The organism is Deltaproteobacteria bacterium (assembly GCA_016875225.1).
In the GTDB taxonomy this organism is placed as follows: Bacteria; Myxococcota_A; UBA9160; order SZUA-336; family SZUA-336; genus VGRW01.
In genome coordinates this window covers 1-16,563 of record VGRW01000075.1, presented here as the reverse complement: position 1 = coordinate 16,563, position 16,563 = coordinate 1, and the positions used below count along the sequence as shown (strand labels likewise).

The window sequence follows — 16,563 nt, the reverse complement described above, 5'->3', positions numbered from 1 at the left end:
GAACCCATTTGCGCAGCGTCTCCGCCGTGCAACCGATCTTCGCCGCGATCGAGCCGATCGCCTCCCACTCCGAGCCGTACTTGCTCTTGTGCTCGAAGACCAGCCGAACCGATCGCTCCCGGACCTCAGGTGAGAACTTGCTCTTCCTTCCCATCGCTCCATCCTCTCAAGGAATGGAGCCTCCGGGAAAGCCGGGGCGATTCAAACGTCATCGTCCCCAGGCAGAGCGACGGCACGCGGATCCCCGTTCGACCCAGAGCTCGTCTGTCCATGCGCGCTCTCCTCGCTATGCTCGCGGTGTGTCCAAGCCGATGCCCTGGGCGGAGCTCGAGAGCCTGTTGCTCCAGGACTGCCGTGTCTTCACGGTGAGCCGGACGCTCGCTCGCTCGCCGCACACCGGCGAGCCGCACCCATTCTATCGGATCGATGCCGCCGACTGGGTGAACATCCTCGCGCTCACCGACGAGGACGAGATCGTGATGGTGCGGCAGTACCGGCACGGCGAGCGCGACGTGACGCTCGAGATCCCGGGCGGGATCGTCGATCCGGGCGAGAGCTTCGCCGAGGCGGCCGCGCGCGAGCTGCTGGAGGAGACCGGCTATCTGGCAGGAGAGGTCGTCCGGCTGGGCGCCGTGAATCCGAATCCGGCCCTGTTCGGCAACCGCACCGAGACCTACGTCGCGCGCAGCGTGCGGCGCGTGGCCGAGATCCGCAACGGCCACACCGAGGAGACCGTGGTCGAGCTGATTCCGCGCGGCGAGCTTCGCGATCAGGCGCGCTCGGGCCGGATCAGCTCGGCGCTCGTGATCGCGGCGCTCTACTGGTTCGAGCTGCACACCTCGGGCGAGTAGATGCGCGCGCGGCGCCTGGCCTGCGCGGCCCTGCTGCTCTGCGCCGGAGCGGTGTTGGCTCGCGCGGACGCCGCGCGAGCGCCGCTTCGCGTCGGCACGAGCGGCGACTACGCGCCGTTCTCGAAGGACGGGCAGGGCTTCGACGTCGACACGGCGCGGTTGCTGGCCGCCTCTCTCGGCCGGGAGCTCGAGCTGGTGCCGTTCCGCTGGCCGGAGCTCGAGGCGCGGGTGCGACGCGGAGACTTCGACGTCGCGATGAGCGGCGTGACCTGGCGCCCGGAGCGCGACGTGACCGGGCGCATGAGCCTGGTCGTCGCGATCGGCGGGCCGTGCTGGATCGGCGCTTCGACACCGAAGAGCGTCGCGGTGAATCGCGGCGGCGTGCTCGAGCGCTTCGCGCGCGCGCATTTTCCCGGCGCGCGCATCGAGACGGTCGACGCGAACCTATCGCTTCCCGAGCGGCTGGCGAGCGGGGCGGTCGAGGCGATCGTGACCGACAGCTTCGAGCTCGCGGCCTTCGCGCGCGCGAGCGACGCGAGGCACTGCGAGCCGGCGCGCGACCGCAAGGTCTGGTGGGTCGCGCCCGCGCACGAGGCCGAGCTCGGCCCCGCGCTCGACGCGTTCAGCCGCGCGCGCGAGCCCGAGCTCGCGAAGCTTCGCGAGCGCTGGTTCGGCGTCGCGCGTCCGCTGGCCGAGGCCGATCGCCTGATCGACCTGATCGCGCGACGGCTCGCGTACATGCCCGCCGTCGGCGCCTGGAAGCGGGAGAACGGCCGGCCGATCGCGGACCCGGAGCAGGAGGCCCGTGTGCTGGCGGACGTCGCTTCGCGCGCGCGGGCGCTCGGGCTCGAGGCCGGCCCGGTGCGCGAGCTCTTCGCGCTCGAGATCGACCTCGCAAAGCGAGTGCAGAGCCGGGTCGTCCTCGCGCCGGGCGGGCTCGACCTGGCCACGCAGATCAGGCCTGCGCTCGCGGAGCTCGCCAGCCGCCAGCTCGAGTCGCTCTCGCTTGCGCGTCCGATCGCGCCGGGCGCGCTCGACGGCGCGACGCTCGAGCCTCTGCGCGAGTGGCTCGAGCCCGCGGAGGTCTCCGAGCTCGCAGGCGTACTCGCAAGAATTCGTTGAAGTTTCGGGCGAACTCGTGGAGAATTCAGGCGAGCCAGAAGAGGAGGCTGCCCATGGGCCTGATCGCTCAGCTCTTGGAAAGGCGCTCACCGGTGATGCACATCGTGAGCCCGCACCAGATGGTCGCCGACGCGGTCGCGATCATGGCCACGCGCAAGGTCGGCGCGGTCCCGGTCGTCGAGGACGGCCACCTCGTCGGCATCTTCAGCGAGCGCGACGTGATCCGCCGGGTCGTCTGGCTGAACCGCTCGCCCGACAAGACGCAGATCGGCGAGGTCATGACTCCCGGGCCGCTGACCGCGTCACCGAGCGACGAGCGCGCGCTGGCCGTGCGCAAGATGGTCGGCATCGGCTGCCGCCACCTGCCGGTGGTCCAGCACGGCGCGCTCGTCGACATGCTCTCGATCCGCGACCTGCTCTTCGGCGAGCTCGAAGAGCGCTCCGCCGACGTCGAGTCCCTGCGCCGCTACATCGACGGAAGTTACTAAGCGGGGCCCGGCGCGGCGAAGCCGCGCCACCCGCACTCCGCTCGGCTTCGCCTCGCTGCGCGCTTCGCTTGCCGCGGGGCCCGGCGCGGCGAAGCCGCGACTCTGCTCTCCTGATTCTCCAACTCCGAAACCGCGCGCTCCGCCTCTGCGGCCGGGCCGGGCGGCGACGAGGAGGGTCGAGGGGTCCTCCCCGAGGGGACCCCCGAGGAGCCGCCCGGCCCGGCCGCAGAGGCCACCGAGGTGACCGCTACGACTTCCGCTATCGTGCCCACTCCAATGCGTGTCGCCCTCGCACAGATCAACCTCACGATCGGCGACTTCGCCGGCAACCTGCGAAGGATCCGCGACTCGCTCGTCCGCGCGCGCGAGCAGCGAGCCGATCTGCTGGTGCTGCCGGAGCTCGGCATCTCGGGCTATCCACCGGGCGACCTGCTGGAGCGGCCGAGCTTCCTGCGCGACCACACGCGCGCGCTCGAGGAGCTCGTCTCCGAGTCGCGCGAGATCGCGATCCTGACCGGCGCGATCCTGCCCGCGCCCGAGGGCGGGCCCAAGCGCATCTCGAACTCCGCGGTGCTCCTCGATCGCGGCGAGATCGCGCACGTGCAGGCGAAGACGCTGCTGCCGACCTACGACATCTTCGACGAGTCGCGCTACTTCCAGCCCGCCGCGGAGCGGCGCGTGTTCCGGTTCCGCGAGCGCACGATCGGCATCGCGATCTGCGAAGACCTGTGGAGCGGCGCGTTCTGGGGGCCGCGGCGCCCGTATCCGATCGACCCGGTCGAGGAGCTCGTCGCGCAGGGAGCCGAGCTGATCCTGGCGATCTCGGCCTCGCCCTGGGAGCAGCGCAAGATGGCGCTGCGCGAGGCGATGGTCCGCGACGCGGCGCGAAGGCACCGCGTGCCGTTCGTGTTCGTGAACCTGGTCGGCGGAAACGACGAGCTGGTCTTCGACGGCACGAGCTTCTGCGTCGACGCCGACGCGCGCGTCACGACGCGGCTCGCGCGCTTCGAGGAGGACTTCGCGGTCGTCGATCCGTTCGCGGTCGGCGCGCCCGAGGTCGCGGCGCTCGAGCCCGACGTGGAGCAGCTCGAGCGGGCGCTCGTGCTCGGCATCCGCGACTACCTGGGAAAGCTGGGCCTGCGGCGGGCGGTGATCGGGCTCTCGGGCGGGATCGACTCCGCGGTGACCGCACACCTGGCCGCGCGCGCGCTCGGGCCCGAGAACGTGCTCGGCGTGCTGATGCCCGGGCCGTTCTCGTCCGAGCACAGCATCACCGACGCCGAGGCGCTCGCGCGCGCGCTCGGTGTCGAGACGCGCACCGTTCGCATCGACACGCTCTACAAGGACTACCTGGAGCAGTTCCGCAATCTGTTCGGCGCGCGCGAGAGCTACGGGCTCACGCAGGAGAACGTGCAGGCGCGGATCCGCGGGGCGCTGCTCATGGCGGTCTCGAACTTCGAGAACCGGATCGTGCTGGCGACCGGGAACAAGAGCGAGCTCTCCGTGGGCTACACCACGCTGTACGGCGACCTGGTCGGCGGGCTCGCGGTGATCGGCGACGTGCTGAAGCGCGACGTCTACGCGCTGGCGCGGCACGCCAACCGCGACGCGCCGCGAATCCCGGGCGGCTCGATCTCGAAGCCCCCGTCGGCCGAGCTCGCGCCGGGCCAGAAGGACGAGGACGCGCTGCCGCCGTACCCGGTCCTGGACGAGGTGCTCCACCAGGCGATCGAGCTCGGCCTGCCCGGCGACGAGATCGAGCCGCCGCACGGCGCGACGCGCGAGACCGTGGCGTGGATCCTGCGCCAGATCGACCGCAACGAGTACAAGCGCCGCCAGGCGCCGGTCGTGCTGCGCGTCTCGCAGAAGGCCTACGGCAGCGGCCGTCGCGTCCCGATCGTGCATCGCAGCGGCTGGGGCGTCTAGGTCGGATGCGCCGTGCCGGTGCGCTCGCGCTCGTACTTGCGCTCTCCGCGGCCTGTGCGGGGCTCTTCGTCCGCAGCGAGGACCCGCGCCTCGCGGCCTGGAAGGCGCAGGCCAGCGAGCTTCGCGGGCTCGAGTTCGAGTCCGGCGTGCGGCTCGAGTGGGTTCGCGCGTCTGCCTTCCCCGAGGTGATCCGCGCCGAGCTCGACGGCACCTACACGCCCGAATCCGCGCGGCGCTACCGCGACGCCTACGCCGCGCTCGGCGTCTTCCCACCGGACATCGACCTGGTCGAGACGATGATCGCGCTGCAGTCGCAGGCGATCGCGGGGATGTACAGCCCGCACCGGCGCACGCTCTTCGTGCTCGACTCGCTCGCGGGCTCGACGAAGGGCGACGACATCGGCCAGTCCCAGATCGTCGTCCACGAGCTGGTGCACGCGCTTCAGCAGCAACACTTTTCGGAGACGCTCGAGCTGCTGATCCGGCTACGCCGCCAGGACGACGTGGTCGGCGCGCTCGCCGCGGCCGTCGAGGGGGATGCGACGTTCGCGATGCTCGGCGTTCGCGAGGCGGTCCACGGAGCGGGCGGCCGCGACGAGGCGACCGCGGCGATCGTGCGCGAGAGCATGCTCGCCGAGCGCACGCGCGCGGGCGGACCGCTCGCCGCAGCACCTCGCCTGTTGCGCGAGTCGCTGATTTTCCCGTACGCCCGGGGAACGCCGCTCGCGGCCGCGCGCTTCGCGAGGGACGGAGTCGCGGGGCTCGATGCCGCGCTTCGCGATCCGCCGCTCTCGACCGCGCGCGTGCTGGCACCCGAAGACGATGATCCGGTCGAGTTCGTGCGGCTGCCGCAGGCGCTGCTCGGCGAGTGGCTGGCGCCGCGCGGCTGCGCGCTCGGCGACGACAACGTCGCCGGCGCGCTGACGCTGCAGGTGCTCTTCGACACGTACGGCTCGAGCGCCGACGTCGCCTCGCTGATCCGCGGCTGGAGCGGCGACCGCTTCCTGCAGATCGACTGCGTCGAGAGCTGGGAGCTGGTCTGGCTCACGCGCTGGGACTCGCAGGCGGACGCCTCGCGCTTCGCCTCGGCGTACCGCGAGATCGCAGACGCGATCGCCGCGAGCGCGAAGCTCTCGGGCGCGCCCGAGATCGTCGTGCGCGATCGGGCCGCGCTCGTCGTCACGCCCGGGCTCCGCGCGCTCGCCGACGCGATCCTCGCCGATGGCGAGATCCGCGCCTACGCGCGCTTCGCGGACTGGCGAGCCGACGACTGCTTTCCGGAGAGCCCGTGTCCGGTGGCCGGCGAGAGTTGGGCTATCCTCCCGCTCCGCGCGCCCGTAGCTCAGCTGGATAGAGCAGCGGACTTCTAATCCGCAGGTCGCTGGTTCGAGTCCAGCCGGGCGCGCCAACGGATCCTCTGCTGCCGGAGAGCCATGAAGACCACCGCACGCCTCGGAGCAGCTCTCGCACTCGCGATCCTGCTCGGCTGCGCATCGAACGACGCGCCGCCGCGGCTGCACAACACCTCGATGATCGGCGTCGACGAGCACCGCCAGACGACCAGCGGCGAAACGTACGAGGCGATCCAGTACGTGAACGACCCGATCGAGGGCTTCAACCGCGGCAGCTTCGGCTTCACCCGAGCCGTCGTCGACTGGTTCGTCCGGCCGATCGCGATCGGCTGGCGCACGGTGTTTCCGCAGCCGGTGCGAAACAGCATCGACCGCTTCGCGTACAACATCGCCTGGCCGGATCGCTTCGTGAGCCTGCTGCTGCAGGGAAGGCCCGTGAGAGCGGGGATCGAGACGGGGCACTTCCTGGTGAACTCGACGGTCGGAATCGCCGGGCTCTTCGACGTCGCGAAGCCGCTGGGCATCCCGACCTACCGCGAGGACGTCGGGCAGGCGTTCGGAAAATGGGGCTTCGAGCCCGGCTTCTACCTGTTCCTGCCGATCATGGGCCCGAGCAGCGGCCGCGACGGGCTCGGCCGGATCTTCGACACGGCCCTCTCGCCCGCGACCTACATTCCGGGCGCCGGGCTCGTGTTCACCTTCAACGCCTTCAGCTCGCGCGTGCGCACCTACGACATGCTGACCCAGAGCGGCACCGACCTGTATCTGCCGGTGCGCACACTCTGGGCGATCAATCGCGAGATCCAGGTCAGCGACTACCAGATCCCCGAGCTCGCCTGGGCCGAGGCGAATCCGAATCCGTCGCTCGGCATCATGCTCACCAAGCTCGACGATCCGGACTTCCCGCGCGAGCAGGACGGCTACGAGGTCGAGGCCGCCGCGACCGGCGAGGACCTTCCGTACTCGCTCTGGCTGCAGGAGAAGCCCGCGCCGCTGGTCTTCATCATTCCGGGAATCGGCTCGCACCGCTCGGCGACCAACGCGGTCAAGCTCGCGGAATCCGCTTGGAAACGCGGCTACTCGGCGGCCATCGTCAGCAATCCCTTCAACCCCGAGTTCATCCTGTCCGGGCTCTCCGCGACCTATCCGGGCTACACGCCGAGCGACGCGGAGGACCTGTACCGCGCGCTCGGGGAGATCCGCGCCGACATCGAACGGCGCAGCCCCGGCCGGGTCACGTCCGCTTCCCTGATGGGCTACTCGCTGGGCGGGATCGCGGCGCTGTTCGTCTCGCAGCTCGAGCGCGGCGCGACCGGTCCGAACGCGCTGCACTTCGAGCGGATCGTGGCGATCAATCCCGCGGTCGATCTTCGCTACGCGGCGGGCCTCTTCGACGGCTACTTCGACGCGCCGCTGGAATGGCCGGCCGAGCAGCGGCTCGACCATACGCTCGAGACCGTGAAGAAGGCGTTCGTGATCGCGCAGGGCAGCGACGAGGACACCGCGAAGCTGCGCAAGTACCAGAAGCTGCCGTTCACGCGCCAGGGATCGAACTTCCTGATCGGCCTGTCCTCGCGCGCGACCACGATCCAGACCATCGCGGCGAGCCGGCAGCGCGGCGGCGCGGAGCTCGCGAGCCGCGAGCCGGCGCCCGGGATCTTCCACGGCCCGTTCGCGGTCGAGATCGAGAGCAACACGCTCGAGCGCTACATGAAGGAGCTCGCGATCCCGTACTTCGCCGCGAAGGACGGTGGCGCGCGCTCCGAGGAGGAGCTCTTCGCCTCGGCCAACCTCTACAGCCAGGAGGCGGGCCTGCGCGACGACCCGCGGATCGCCGTCTTCACCAACCAGGACGACTTCATCCTGAAGCCGGGCGATCTCGACTGGCTGTCGAGCGTCTTCGCCGGCCGCATCACCGTCTTCCCCGGCGGCGGGCACCTCGGGAACCTGTTCATGCCGGAGGTGCAGACGGCCTTCATGGACGGGCTCGACTAAAGCCGACTCCGCGCGCGGCCGAGTCGAAGGCCATGAGCGCCGATCGCACCGCCTTGCTCTTCTGCCCCCCGCTCGCGCCCGTGGAGGTCCCGCGCAACGGCCGGGTCTCGATCGGGCGCGGCCGCGACTGCGACTTCGCGGTCTGCACCGACGACGCGTCGCGCCGACACGCCGAGGTGTACGCGGATGATGGGCTCTTCGTCGTCCGGGACCTGCTGAGCAGGAACGGCACGTTCGTGAACGGCGAGCTGATCGGCGGGCCGCGCCGGCTGGAGCCCGGCGACCGGATCGGCGTCGGCTCGGCCGCGATCACGTTCTGCCTGGTGCAGAGCTCGCTCGACGGATTCCTCTCCGACCCGGCCGGTTCCGAGACGGCGCTCTTCACCGAGAAGCGCGCCGGCGAGGCCTTCGCGGGCGATCTCGCCGAGATGCCGACCTTCGTCGTGCTGCAGATGCTCGAAATGGGCCACAAGACCGGGCTTCTCGAGCTCGAGACCGATTCCGGCCCGGTGCGGATCTGGCTCGGCGACGGTCAGCCGCTGCACGTGGAGACCGAGAAGTCCCGGGGCATCGACGCCGCGCTGGTCCTGGTCGGCGCGACGACCGGGCGCTTCCGCTACGACGCGCGCGCGGCGCTTCCCGAGCGGACGCTGCAGATCTCGATGACCGAGCTCCTGCTCGAGGCCAGCCGCCGGCTCGACGAGGGCGGCCGCTAGCCTCGCAGCGCCTGCGCGACCTCGGCCGCGCTCTGGAAGCGATCCTCGGGGCGCTTGGCCATGAGCTTGGCGACGAGCGCCGCCATCTCCGCGGGAATCCCGGGCACGCGCTCGCGCACGTCGGGCGCGGCGGTGTGGCTGTGGTGGAACGTGACGTCGCCGGACTCGAACGGATGGCTGTTCGTCAGCAGGTTGAAGAACGTCACGCCGAGCGCGTACAGGTCGGCGCGGTGGTCGACGTTCTGGCCCAGCGCCTGCTCGGGCGCCATGTAGTACGGCGTGCCGCCGATCATGGTCGCGCCCTTGCGCACCTCCTCGATCATCTTCGCCAGGCCGAAATCCATGATCTTCACCACGCGCTCGCGGGTGTAGAAGAGATTCGCGGGCTTGATGTCGCGGTGGATGATCTTGTTCGCGTGCGCGTAGTGCAGGCCCGCGCAGATCTGCAGGCCGAGCGACGCGACCACCGCTGCGCTGGTCGGCCCGCGTTTGCTCACGATCTGCTCGAGCGTCGTGCCCTCCAGGTGCTCCATGGTGATGAAGTACTGGCCGTTCTCCTGGCCGGCGTCGTAGACCACGACGATGTTCGGGTGGGTCAGCGCCGCGGCCGAACGCGCCTCGCGCTCGAAGTAGGCGATCGCGGTCGGATGTCCGCGCAGGCTGTCGGTCAGGCGCTTCAGCGCGACGATCCGCCCGAGCCGCTTGTCGCGCGCCTTGTAGACCACGCCCATCGCGCCTCGACCCAGCTCCTCGATCAGCTCGTAGCGGCTCTCGACTTCCTCGGCCGCCGCCGCGGGTGCGCGGGCCGCGGCCGCTGGCGTCGAGCGGTGCATTCCGCGCAGCGCAGCGACGCGCTCGGATGCGCCGTGGAAGCGCGGATCGCGCGCCGCGATCGACTCCCAGACGCGAAGCGCGTCTTCTCCGCGCCCGAGCGCCTCGAGCAGGCGCGCCTGCGTCGAGCGCAGCGGAAGCGGCGCCTCGTCTCCGCCCTCGAGCCCGACGAGCTCCTCGAGCTTCTCGAGCGCCGGCCGGAGCTCGTTGCGTCCGGCGTGCAGCTCGACGAGCCGCTGACACGACTTGCGGTAGTTCGGATCGATCCGATCCACCTGCGCGAAGGAGCGCAAGGCGCGTTCCGCCTGACCTTCTCTGCGCGCGAGCTCGCCGGCCTCGAACGAGTCGCCGTTCTTCTCGTAGAGCGCGAGCAGGTACTCGGCGTCGCTGGTCTGGCTCGCGCACTCGATCGCGCTGGCGAGATCCCCGGAGCGCTCGTAGGCGCGCGCGGCCGCGGCCAGATCGCCCGCGGCGCGATGGGCCTCGGCCGCGTCGGCGAACTCGCCCGCCTGCTCGAAGAGCGCCGCTGCAGCAGCGGGAGTCGGGGGCTCGACCACCGCCGCAGCGGGCTCGCTCTGCGCGCGGAGCAGCTTCGCGCGGATCTTGCTCGCGGCCTTGGTCTCGCCGACGCGCTCGAGCTCGACGACGGCGCGCGCGGCGTCGCCCTCGAGGTAGGCCTGGACCGCCGGCTGCGAGCCGCTGATCAGCCAGTCGCGCTCGCGCGCGAGGTCGATGGTGAGCCGCATCGGGTCGAACGTGCGCACCTCGAAGAGCCGCTCCAGCAGCCGGTCGCCGATCGCGACGAGAAGCACGTGCGGGCCGGGCTGCAGGTACAGGAAGACCCCGCCGTCGTTCGCGTAGCGCAGCGACGTCGGAACACCGCGAAGCGCGAGCGCGATCGGTCCCTCGGAGTTCTCGCCGCGGCTCACCACGATCTCGACCACCGCCTCCTTCGGGCGCAGATCGAACTTCGCGGTGACCGAGCGGCCGCGGCGCACGCGCACGGTGTGCTCCTCGAGGAAATCGCCGATCAGCTCGCCGGTCACGGTGTTCTGGAGCGGCCCGCGCACCGTGACGTAGAACGGGCGCCAGCGCGCGGGAATCCAGGTGAAGACGGTGGCGCTTCCCTGGCGCAGCGGGCGCTCGTAGCGATTCAGGCGCCGGAGGCCGTCCTCGATCAGCGACTTCGCCTTCTCGCGGTTCTTCTGGCTCTTCGCCGCCTTCGGCTTCCGCGGCCGACGCGACAGCGAGATGCTGAACAGAGCGCGCGTCTGCGGCGGCAGCTCGACCAGCACCGCGACGCTGCCCCAGCCGCGCAGCAGCTGGAAGAGCAGGGCGAGCGCGACGACACCGAGCAGCGACAGCGTGATCGGGTTCCAGCGCGAGTACTCGCCGCGCGCGTCGAGGCAGAGCGCGTTTCCGAGGATTCGCGTGGTTCGCGGCGATCGGCCCGCGAGCTGTCGCAGCTCGAGCCGCCAGGGCGTGCCGCCTGCGCAGGTCGCCGCTCCGTCCCGGCCGGCTGCGGGCGCGCGCTCGACCCGGGCCAGAAAGACCGCGTCGCTTCCCAGCATCACGTTCGCCTGCTCGACGGCCTCGGCGTCGAGGGAGGACTTGCTCTCGAAGCGGAGCAGCGCGCCGATCAGGGCGTCGTTGGCGGAGTTCTCGAAGGCGCGCTCGAGCTCGCGTGGCGGCACCAGCGCGTACCGTGTGCCGATCACACGCGCCAGCGCGTCGTCGAGGCGCGCGCGGTCCGGAACGCGCGGCGTGAGGCAGACGAGCGGCGCGCGCAGGCAATCGAGCGGTGCGCGGACGAAGTCGATCGGCTCGCGCACGCCGATCAGCGCGACGCGGCCGGTCTCGGCCTGGACCGCGGCGAAGCTCCGCAGCAGCGCGTCGAGCGTCTCGTCGACGGGACCGGCCTCGCTCGCCGCGCTGCGCGTCGGCGCGTCGGTGGGAGCGGCCTCGCTCTGAGCGATCTGAGCTCCGGCGGGCGTGAGCAGCGCGGCCGTCTCTCGCTCGAGCGCCGCCGCCTCGAGATCTCCGCCGCGCTCGTGCGCCGTGGCGAGGTCGAGCCGAAGCGCCGGGTCGACCGGGTCGAGCTCGACCGCGGTGCGAAGGCTCGCGCGCGCGCCCGAGACGTCTCCGCTCGCAGCGAGGATCATGGCGCGCGCGCCGTGCAGCTCCGGCGCCGCGCCACCCGCGAGCTCGGCGGCCTGCAGCAGCTCGAGCGCAGCCTTCGCGTCGCCGCTCCGCCCGAGCGCGATCGCGAGCTCGCGCTTGGCGTCCGGATTGGCGGGCTCGAGCGAGACGGCTCGCGTGAGCCAGGGGCGGGCCTCGTCGAAGCGACCCGCGTCGGTGTAGAGCTGGCCCAGGCCGAGCGCCGCGCCCGCCGAGCCGGGATCGAGCTCGGCGGCCTGCAAGAAGGCCTGCTCCGCGGACTTCGTGTCGCCGAGCAAGCGGCTCGCCTGCGCCACTCCGAGGACCCGCGCGGGCGTCACACCGCCGGCGTCGATGGCCTCGCGCCAGCTGGCCCGCGCGCGCTCGGGATCGGCCAGCCGCGCGTAGAGCAAAGCGATGCCTTCCTTCGCGGCCGGCGCGACGGTCGGATCGATCTCGAGCGCACGCGCGAAATCGGCGCGGGCCCGCCGCTCGTCGAAGGCGCGCGACGCGATTTCGCCCGCGCGGAGCAGCACGGCCGCCTGCTTCGCAGGAGAGGCAGTCTCGAGCTCCGCGAGCGCCTCGACCGCGGTGCTCGAGCCGGGCTCCAGCGCGGCTGCGCGCTCGAAGCTGATCTTCGCGGCCGAGTCCTGGAGCAGCGCGAGCGCGCGGCCGTGTCCCAGGTGCACGTCGGGATTCGCGGGCGCGAGCTCCGCGGCGAGCTGCAGGTAGCGGCGGGCTTCGCCCGCCTCGCCGCGCGAGAGCTGCAGCTCCCCCGCCGCGAGAAGCACGCGCGCGTCGGCCGGCTCGCCGTCGAACGAGCGCGCGGCCGCCATCATGATCTGGCGCGCGGTCACGTCACCCGAAGCGAGACTGCCGCGAGCGATCGCCAGCCGGACCCGCTCGGCGGGCGGCGTGTCTCGCTCCGCGGCGAGCGCGTCGATCCGACCCCGCAGCGCCGTCGCGAGCGTCGACGAATCCCCGTCGAGAATGCGATATGCGCGCGCGAGCTCGCGCGCGCGGATCTGGTCCAGCGCGCGGCTCTCGGCCTCGAGGTCTGCGAGGCCGAGCATCGAGGGAGCGAGCAGCGCGGCCGAGCCGCCGAGCGCGGGCAGGATTCGCGCGACCGCTTCGTCGAGCGCCGGTCCCAGCTCCGGCCCCGACCCGCTGATCCTCGCCGCGCTCGCGAGCTTGCAGCCGCTCGGCTCGTAGACCCGGAGCGCGACGTCGATTCCCCGCTCGGTCCTGCGCAGATCCGCGAGCACCACGCGCGCGGCGCCGTCGCTGGCGGAGCTCGAGACCCGCGCGCAGGTCTCGGAGCCTTCACCTCGCGCGGGCTCGCCGACGCGCGCGCCCGGCGCCCCGTCGACCGCGCCCTCGCGCAGGCGGATCCGGACGTGCTCCGCGAGCGGCTCGCGCGCGAAGGCCAGATCGGCGGGGAGCGTGGCCTCCGCGACGGCGACCTGCCGGGCGGGCGCTCCCGACTGCGCGAGCGCGCTCGAGGCGAGCGTGAACGCGGCACACGCGATCGCGAGCGCCACGGCTCGCGCGGGAGAAGCTTCGATGCGCATCCCCAGGAAAATCGGACGAGACCGGCAGTGGATTTAGGCTCCGCGCTCCGCTCGGGGTCGCGTGCGCCAGACGTGGCGTCGCGCGCCTTCCGCGCCAGCTCTCGTGTAGGATCGCCACGGCGCGGCGGGAGTCGCGGCCGCTGATTCGGAGGATCCTCGTGAAGCTCTACAACGCCAGCCTCTCGCCGTATTCCTCGCGCGTGCGAATCGCGATCTACGCGAAGAACCTTCCGGTCGAGATCGTGCCGGCGCCGGGTGGGACGGGCTCCGCCGAGTTCGGAAAGCTCAATCCACTCGGCACGGTTCCCGCGCTCGAGGTCGACGGCCAGGTCGTGATCGAGTCCGAAGTCATCGTCGAGTATCTCGAGGACCGCTTCCCGACCCCGTCGCTCCGCCCCGCCGATCCGATCGCCCGCGCGCGAATGCGTGCGCTCTCGCGCTTCGCGGACCTGTACCTCGCGCCCCCGCTCGGCGCGCTGTTCGGACAGATGAATCCGGCCACGCGCGACGCGAAGCTCGTCTGCGAGAAGCTCGCCGAGATCGGGCTGCGGCTCGATCAGCTCGAGAACCTGGTCGTGGCCGGTCCCTACGCAGCGGGGCCGGAGCTCACGCTCGCCGATTGCGCGCTCGGCCCGGTGTTCTTCTTTCTCGCGCGCGTGATGCCGCTGGTCGGTGGCAAGCCGCCGCTCGACGGGCGGCCGAGGCTTGCGACCGTGGCCGAGACGACGTCCCGGCACCCAGCGGTCGCCCGGGTTCTGGACGAGATGAACGCCGCCATGGCGGAGAGGATGAAGGCCGGTGCGCGCTGACGCGGAGCTCGAGAGCTACCGGCTGGAGCTTCGCGCCTGGCTCGAGGCGAACATCCCCGCGTGGTGGCGGGCCGAACGCTGGATGACTCTGTTCGAGGTGCCGGAGAGCCGCTTCGCCGATCTGCGCGAGTGGCAGGGCGTGCTCCACCGCGCCGGCTACATGGGCCTGCTCTGGCCGCGGGAGTACGGAGGCAGGGGGCTCTCGCTCGCGCACGAGCTGATCCGCGCCGAGGAGTTCCAGCGCGCGAAGGCGCCGCCGCTGGCGAACGTGCTCGGCCTCACGCTCTGCGCTCCGGCGCTGCTCGAGTTCGGCACCGAGAAGCAGAAGCTTCGCCACCTGGAGAAGATCCTCTCGGCGGAGGAGATCTGGGTGCAGGGCTACAGCGAGCCCGGCGCGGGCTCGGATCTCGCGGGGCTTGCGACGCGCGCCGAGCTTCGCGGCGACGAGTACGTCGTGAACGGCCAGAAGATCTGGACCACCAGCGGCATGCACGGCGACTGGATCTTCTGCCTGGTGCGCACCGACCCGACGGTCAAGAAGCAGTCGGGCATCGGCTTTCTGCTGATCGACCTGTCGACGCCGGGCGTCCTCGTGCGCCCGATCGTGAACGCGACCACCGACCGCGACTTCTGCGAGGTGTTCCTGAACGACGTCCGCGTGCCTGCCGAGAACATGGTCGGCGCGCCGACGCAGGGCTGGCAGGGGGCGAACCACGTGCTCCGGCACGAGCGCGGCGCGGACATCGCGGTGCTCCACTACGGCGACCTGCTGGACGAGATCGCGCTTCGCGCGCGCTCGGCGCGCCGGGGAGCCATGCGGACCAGCGACGACACGCGCTTCCGGCAGCGCTGGTCGGCGCTTCGCATCGAGTACGAGGCGCTGCGGCAGGGCGTGCTCGCGGCGCTCGCGGCCCTGAAGGACGGGCGACCGCTCGGTCCGGAGTCCAGCCGCTTCAAGCTGCAGCAGTCGGAGTTCGAGCAGCGCCTGACGCGGCTCGCGACCGACGTGCAGGGGGCGTACGGGCAGCTCTGGCTCGACGGTCCACGCGGGCTCGACGGCGGAATCTGGCAATGGCGCGAGCTCTGGTCGCGCGCGTACACGATCTACGGCGGGTCGAGCGAGATCCAGCGCAATATCCTCTCCGAGCGCGTGCTCGGGCTGCCGCGCGGCTGAGCTTTTTCTCAAGTCCGGGTTGCGCCGCGACGACGGGGTGGAAATGGATCACCTGCGACTGGTCTACGAAGACGACGCCCTGATTTTGTTCTGGGACGCCGACGCGGGTCATCACATCGCCGAGTGGCACGGCTTCGCGCGAGGCGACCGGCTGCGGCACCCCGCTCACGCCTGCGTGTACGCGGCGCGGGAGCGGCGCTCGGCCTGCTGGCTCGCCGACCTCGCGGACTTCTCGGTGATCGATCTCGAAGACCAGCGCTGGATCGTGGAGAGCTTCTACCCGCTGCTCGCCGAGCTCGGGGTTCGCCACATGGGCGTCGTGATGCCGGTGAAGGTGGTCGCGCAGCTCTCCGCGCGGCGAGTGAACTCCGCCTACGGCGAGCGCGGATCGATCGAGTTCGTGTACCACGCCACGCGCGCGGCCGCCGCGCGCTGGCTCGCGACCCGAAGCGGCGCGATCAAGAGCGCGGAATTCCCAGCAGCCCGACCGTGACCAGGCCGGCCTCGGCCCAGTGGCGCTTGTACTCGGACTGCGAGCCCAGGTCGTAGCTCGCGATCCCCTCCGCGCAGAGGCGTTCCAGGATCTCGGCCTGCAGCGCGTTTCCGAGCCCGAGGCCGCTAAGCTCGTCGTGGAAGCTGAACTGCAGGCCGCGAAAGCCGCGCTCGAAGACGCCACCGTACAGGTATCCGACGTCGACACCGTCGCGTGTCGCGAGCAGCACGCGCAGAGCGCGCCGCGACGCGAGCCGCGGCAGCATTCGCGCGTAGAACTCGCGCATCGGGCCGCTCGCCACGCCGTTTCCGCTGCGCGCCTTCCAGCTGTGCCGTTCGACCCCGAGCGCGCGCTCGTACAGGGCGCCGGTCGCGTCGGGATCCGCGGGGCTCGCGAGCTCGAAGCGGATTCCCGCCTCGCGGGTCCGCCGCGTCGCCACGCGAAGGTTGCGCCGGAAGCGCGCGCTGCGGCGCGAGAGCCAGCCGTCGACGCCGCCCTCTAGCGAGGCCTGGTAGCGCACGGTGGGCGCGACCGGTCGGAGCGCGAAGCGCGGCTCGAGAGCGCGGATCAGCGGCGCGAGCCGTGAGCGCGACGAGGGCAGGCCCGTGAGGAGCAGAGGCGTCGCCGCGCTGCGCCGCGCGCGCAGCTCCAGCGCGCTTCGCAAGAGCTCGGAGCTGCCGGCCCCGACCAGCGCAGAGGCGAAGCCCCACATCGCTTCGAGCGGCTGCAGCACCGCGCCGATCCCGGGCTCGTCGATCGAGGCGAGCGCGACGAAGTCGCCGCCCTCGCGCGCCGCGAAGAGCTCGGCCCGGGGATGGAAGGCCTCGTGGAACGAGAGCACCCAGGCGCTTCGCGAGCAGAACCGGTCGATCTCGGGGTCCGCGGTCACCGCGTGGTCGTACGCGTCGCTTGCGAGCTCGAAGCCGGCGCGGTCGAGCCAGTGCACGGCGCCTAGGAGCCTGACCCGAGAGTGAGTGCCGGGGCGCGCCGGATGGGGGTCTCCTCAGCGGTGCCCGGCACAGCCGACCGCTTCGTCGACCCCCATCCGGCGCACTCCTCCGCCCACGACACGCCGACG

Annotated in this window: 14 protein-coding genes and 1 tRNA gene; 10 read left to right on the top strand and 5 right to left on the bottom strand. The window is 71.7% G+C overall.

Annotated features, from left to right (window positions below; genetic code table 11):
- Window positions 1-154: IS3 family transposase (locus tag FJ108_14880; GenBank protein ID MBM4337165.1), on the bottom strand; the 154-nt coding region annotated here is incomplete at its 3' end.
- Between the two features lie 157 nt (window positions 155-311).
- Here FJ108_14880 and FJ108_14875 point away from each other — a divergent pair.
- From FJ108_14875 to FJ108_14860, 4 genes are all read left to right on the top strand, one after another.
- Window positions 312-851, top strand: coding sequence for an NUDIX hydrolase (locus tag FJ108_14875; GenBank protein ID MBM4337164.1), 540 nt, complete (start codon window positions 312-314; stop codon window positions 849-851).
- A complete protein-coding gene (locus tag FJ108_14870) occupies window positions 852-1,973 on the top strand; it encodes a transporter substrate-binding domain-containing protein (GenBank protein MBM4337163.1) in 1,122 nt (373 codons plus the stop codon).
- A gap of 53 nt (window positions 1,974-2,026) precedes the next feature.
- Window positions 2,027-2,461: a CBS domain-containing protein gene (locus FJ108_14865; protein ID MBM4337162.1), complete on the top strand. Its 435-nt coding sequence runs from the start codon at window positions 2,027-2,029 to the stop codon at window positions 2,459-2,461.
- A gap of 276 nt (window positions 2,462-2,737) precedes the next feature.
- Window positions 2,738-4,387, top strand: coding sequence for an NAD+ synthase (locus FJ108_14860; protein ID MBM4337161.1), 1,650 nt, complete (start codon window positions 2,738-2,740; stop codon window positions 4,385-4,387).
- On the opposite strand, the gene FJ108_14855 is transcribed toward FJ108_14860, so the two are convergent.
- Window positions 4,384-4,842, bottom strand: a complete 459-nt coding sequence (locus tag FJ108_14855; protein MBM4337160.1) for a hypothetical protein — start codon at window positions 4,840-4,842, stop codon at window positions 4,384-4,386. The genes FJ108_14860 and FJ108_14855 overlap by 4 nt on opposite strands.
- Window positions 4,830-5,570, bottom strand: coding sequence for a hypothetical protein (locus FJ108_14850; GenBank protein MBM4337159.1), 741 nt, complete (start codon window positions 5,568-5,570; stop codon window positions 4,830-4,832). The genes FJ108_14855 and FJ108_14850 overlap by 13 nt, the downstream gene beginning before the upstream one ends.
- A 148-nt stretch (window positions 5,571-5,718) precedes the next feature.
- Here FJ108_14850 and FJ108_14845 point away from each other — a divergent pair.
- The 3 genes from FJ108_14845 (at window position 5,719) to FJ108_14835 (ending at window position 8,450) form a co-directional block, all read left to right on the top strand.
- Window positions 5,719-5,795 (top strand) — tRNA-Arg (locus FJ108_14845).
- A gap of 25 nt (window positions 5,796-5,820) precedes the next feature.
- The gene (locus tag FJ108_14840) at window positions 5,821-7,734 is read left to right on the top strand and encodes a VacJ family lipoprotein (GenBank protein MBM4337158.1); all 1,914 of its coding nucleotides are present in this window, start codon (window positions 5,821-5,823) and stop codon (window positions 7,732-7,734) included.
- Window positions 7,735-7,766: 32 nt separating this feature from the next.
- Window positions 7,767-8,450, top strand: coding sequence for a DUF4388 domain-containing protein (locus tag FJ108_14835; protein ID MBM4337157.1), 684 nt, complete (start codon window positions 7,767-7,769; stop codon window positions 8,448-8,450).
- Here FJ108_14835 and FJ108_14830 read toward each other — a convergent pair.
- Entirely contained in the window at window positions 8,447-13,009 is a 4,563-nt protein-coding gene (locus tag FJ108_14830) for a tetratricopeptide repeat protein (protein ID MBM4337156.1), read from the bottom strand. The genes FJ108_14835 and FJ108_14830 overlap by 4 nt on opposite strands.
- A gap of 158 nt (window positions 13,010-13,167) precedes the next feature.
- On the opposite strand from FJ108_14830, the gene FJ108_14825 reads away from it, so the two are divergent.
- From FJ108_14825 to FJ108_14815, 3 genes are read left to right on the top strand one after another with little or no spacing between them, the layout of a single operon-like run.
- Window positions 13,168-13,818, top strand: a complete 651-nt coding sequence (locus FJ108_14825) for a glutathione S-transferase family protein (GenBank protein ID MBM4337155.1) — start codon at window positions 13,168-13,170, stop codon at window positions 13,816-13,818.
- Entirely contained in the window at window positions 13,808-14,992 is a 1,185-nt protein-coding gene (locus tag FJ108_14820) for a hypothetical protein (GenBank protein ID MBM4337154.1), read from the top strand. Before FJ108_14825 ends, FJ108_14820 begins: the two co-directional genes overlap by 11 nt.
- A gap of 43 nt (window positions 14,993-15,035) precedes the next feature.
- The gene (locus tag FJ108_14815) at window positions 15,036-15,485 is read left to right on the top strand and encodes a hypothetical protein (GenBank protein MBM4337153.1); all 450 of its coding nucleotides are present in this window, start codon (window positions 15,036-15,038) and stop codon (window positions 15,483-15,485) included.
- Here FJ108_14815 and FJ108_14810 read toward each other — a convergent pair.
- Window positions 15,451-16,431, bottom strand: coding sequence for a GNAT family N-acetyltransferase (locus FJ108_14810; GenBank protein MBM4337152.1), 981 nt, complete (start codon window positions 16,429-16,431; stop codon window positions 15,451-15,453). The genes FJ108_14815 and FJ108_14810 overlap by 35 nt on opposite strands.
- Between the last annotated feature and the right edge of the window lie 132 nt (window positions 16,432-16,563).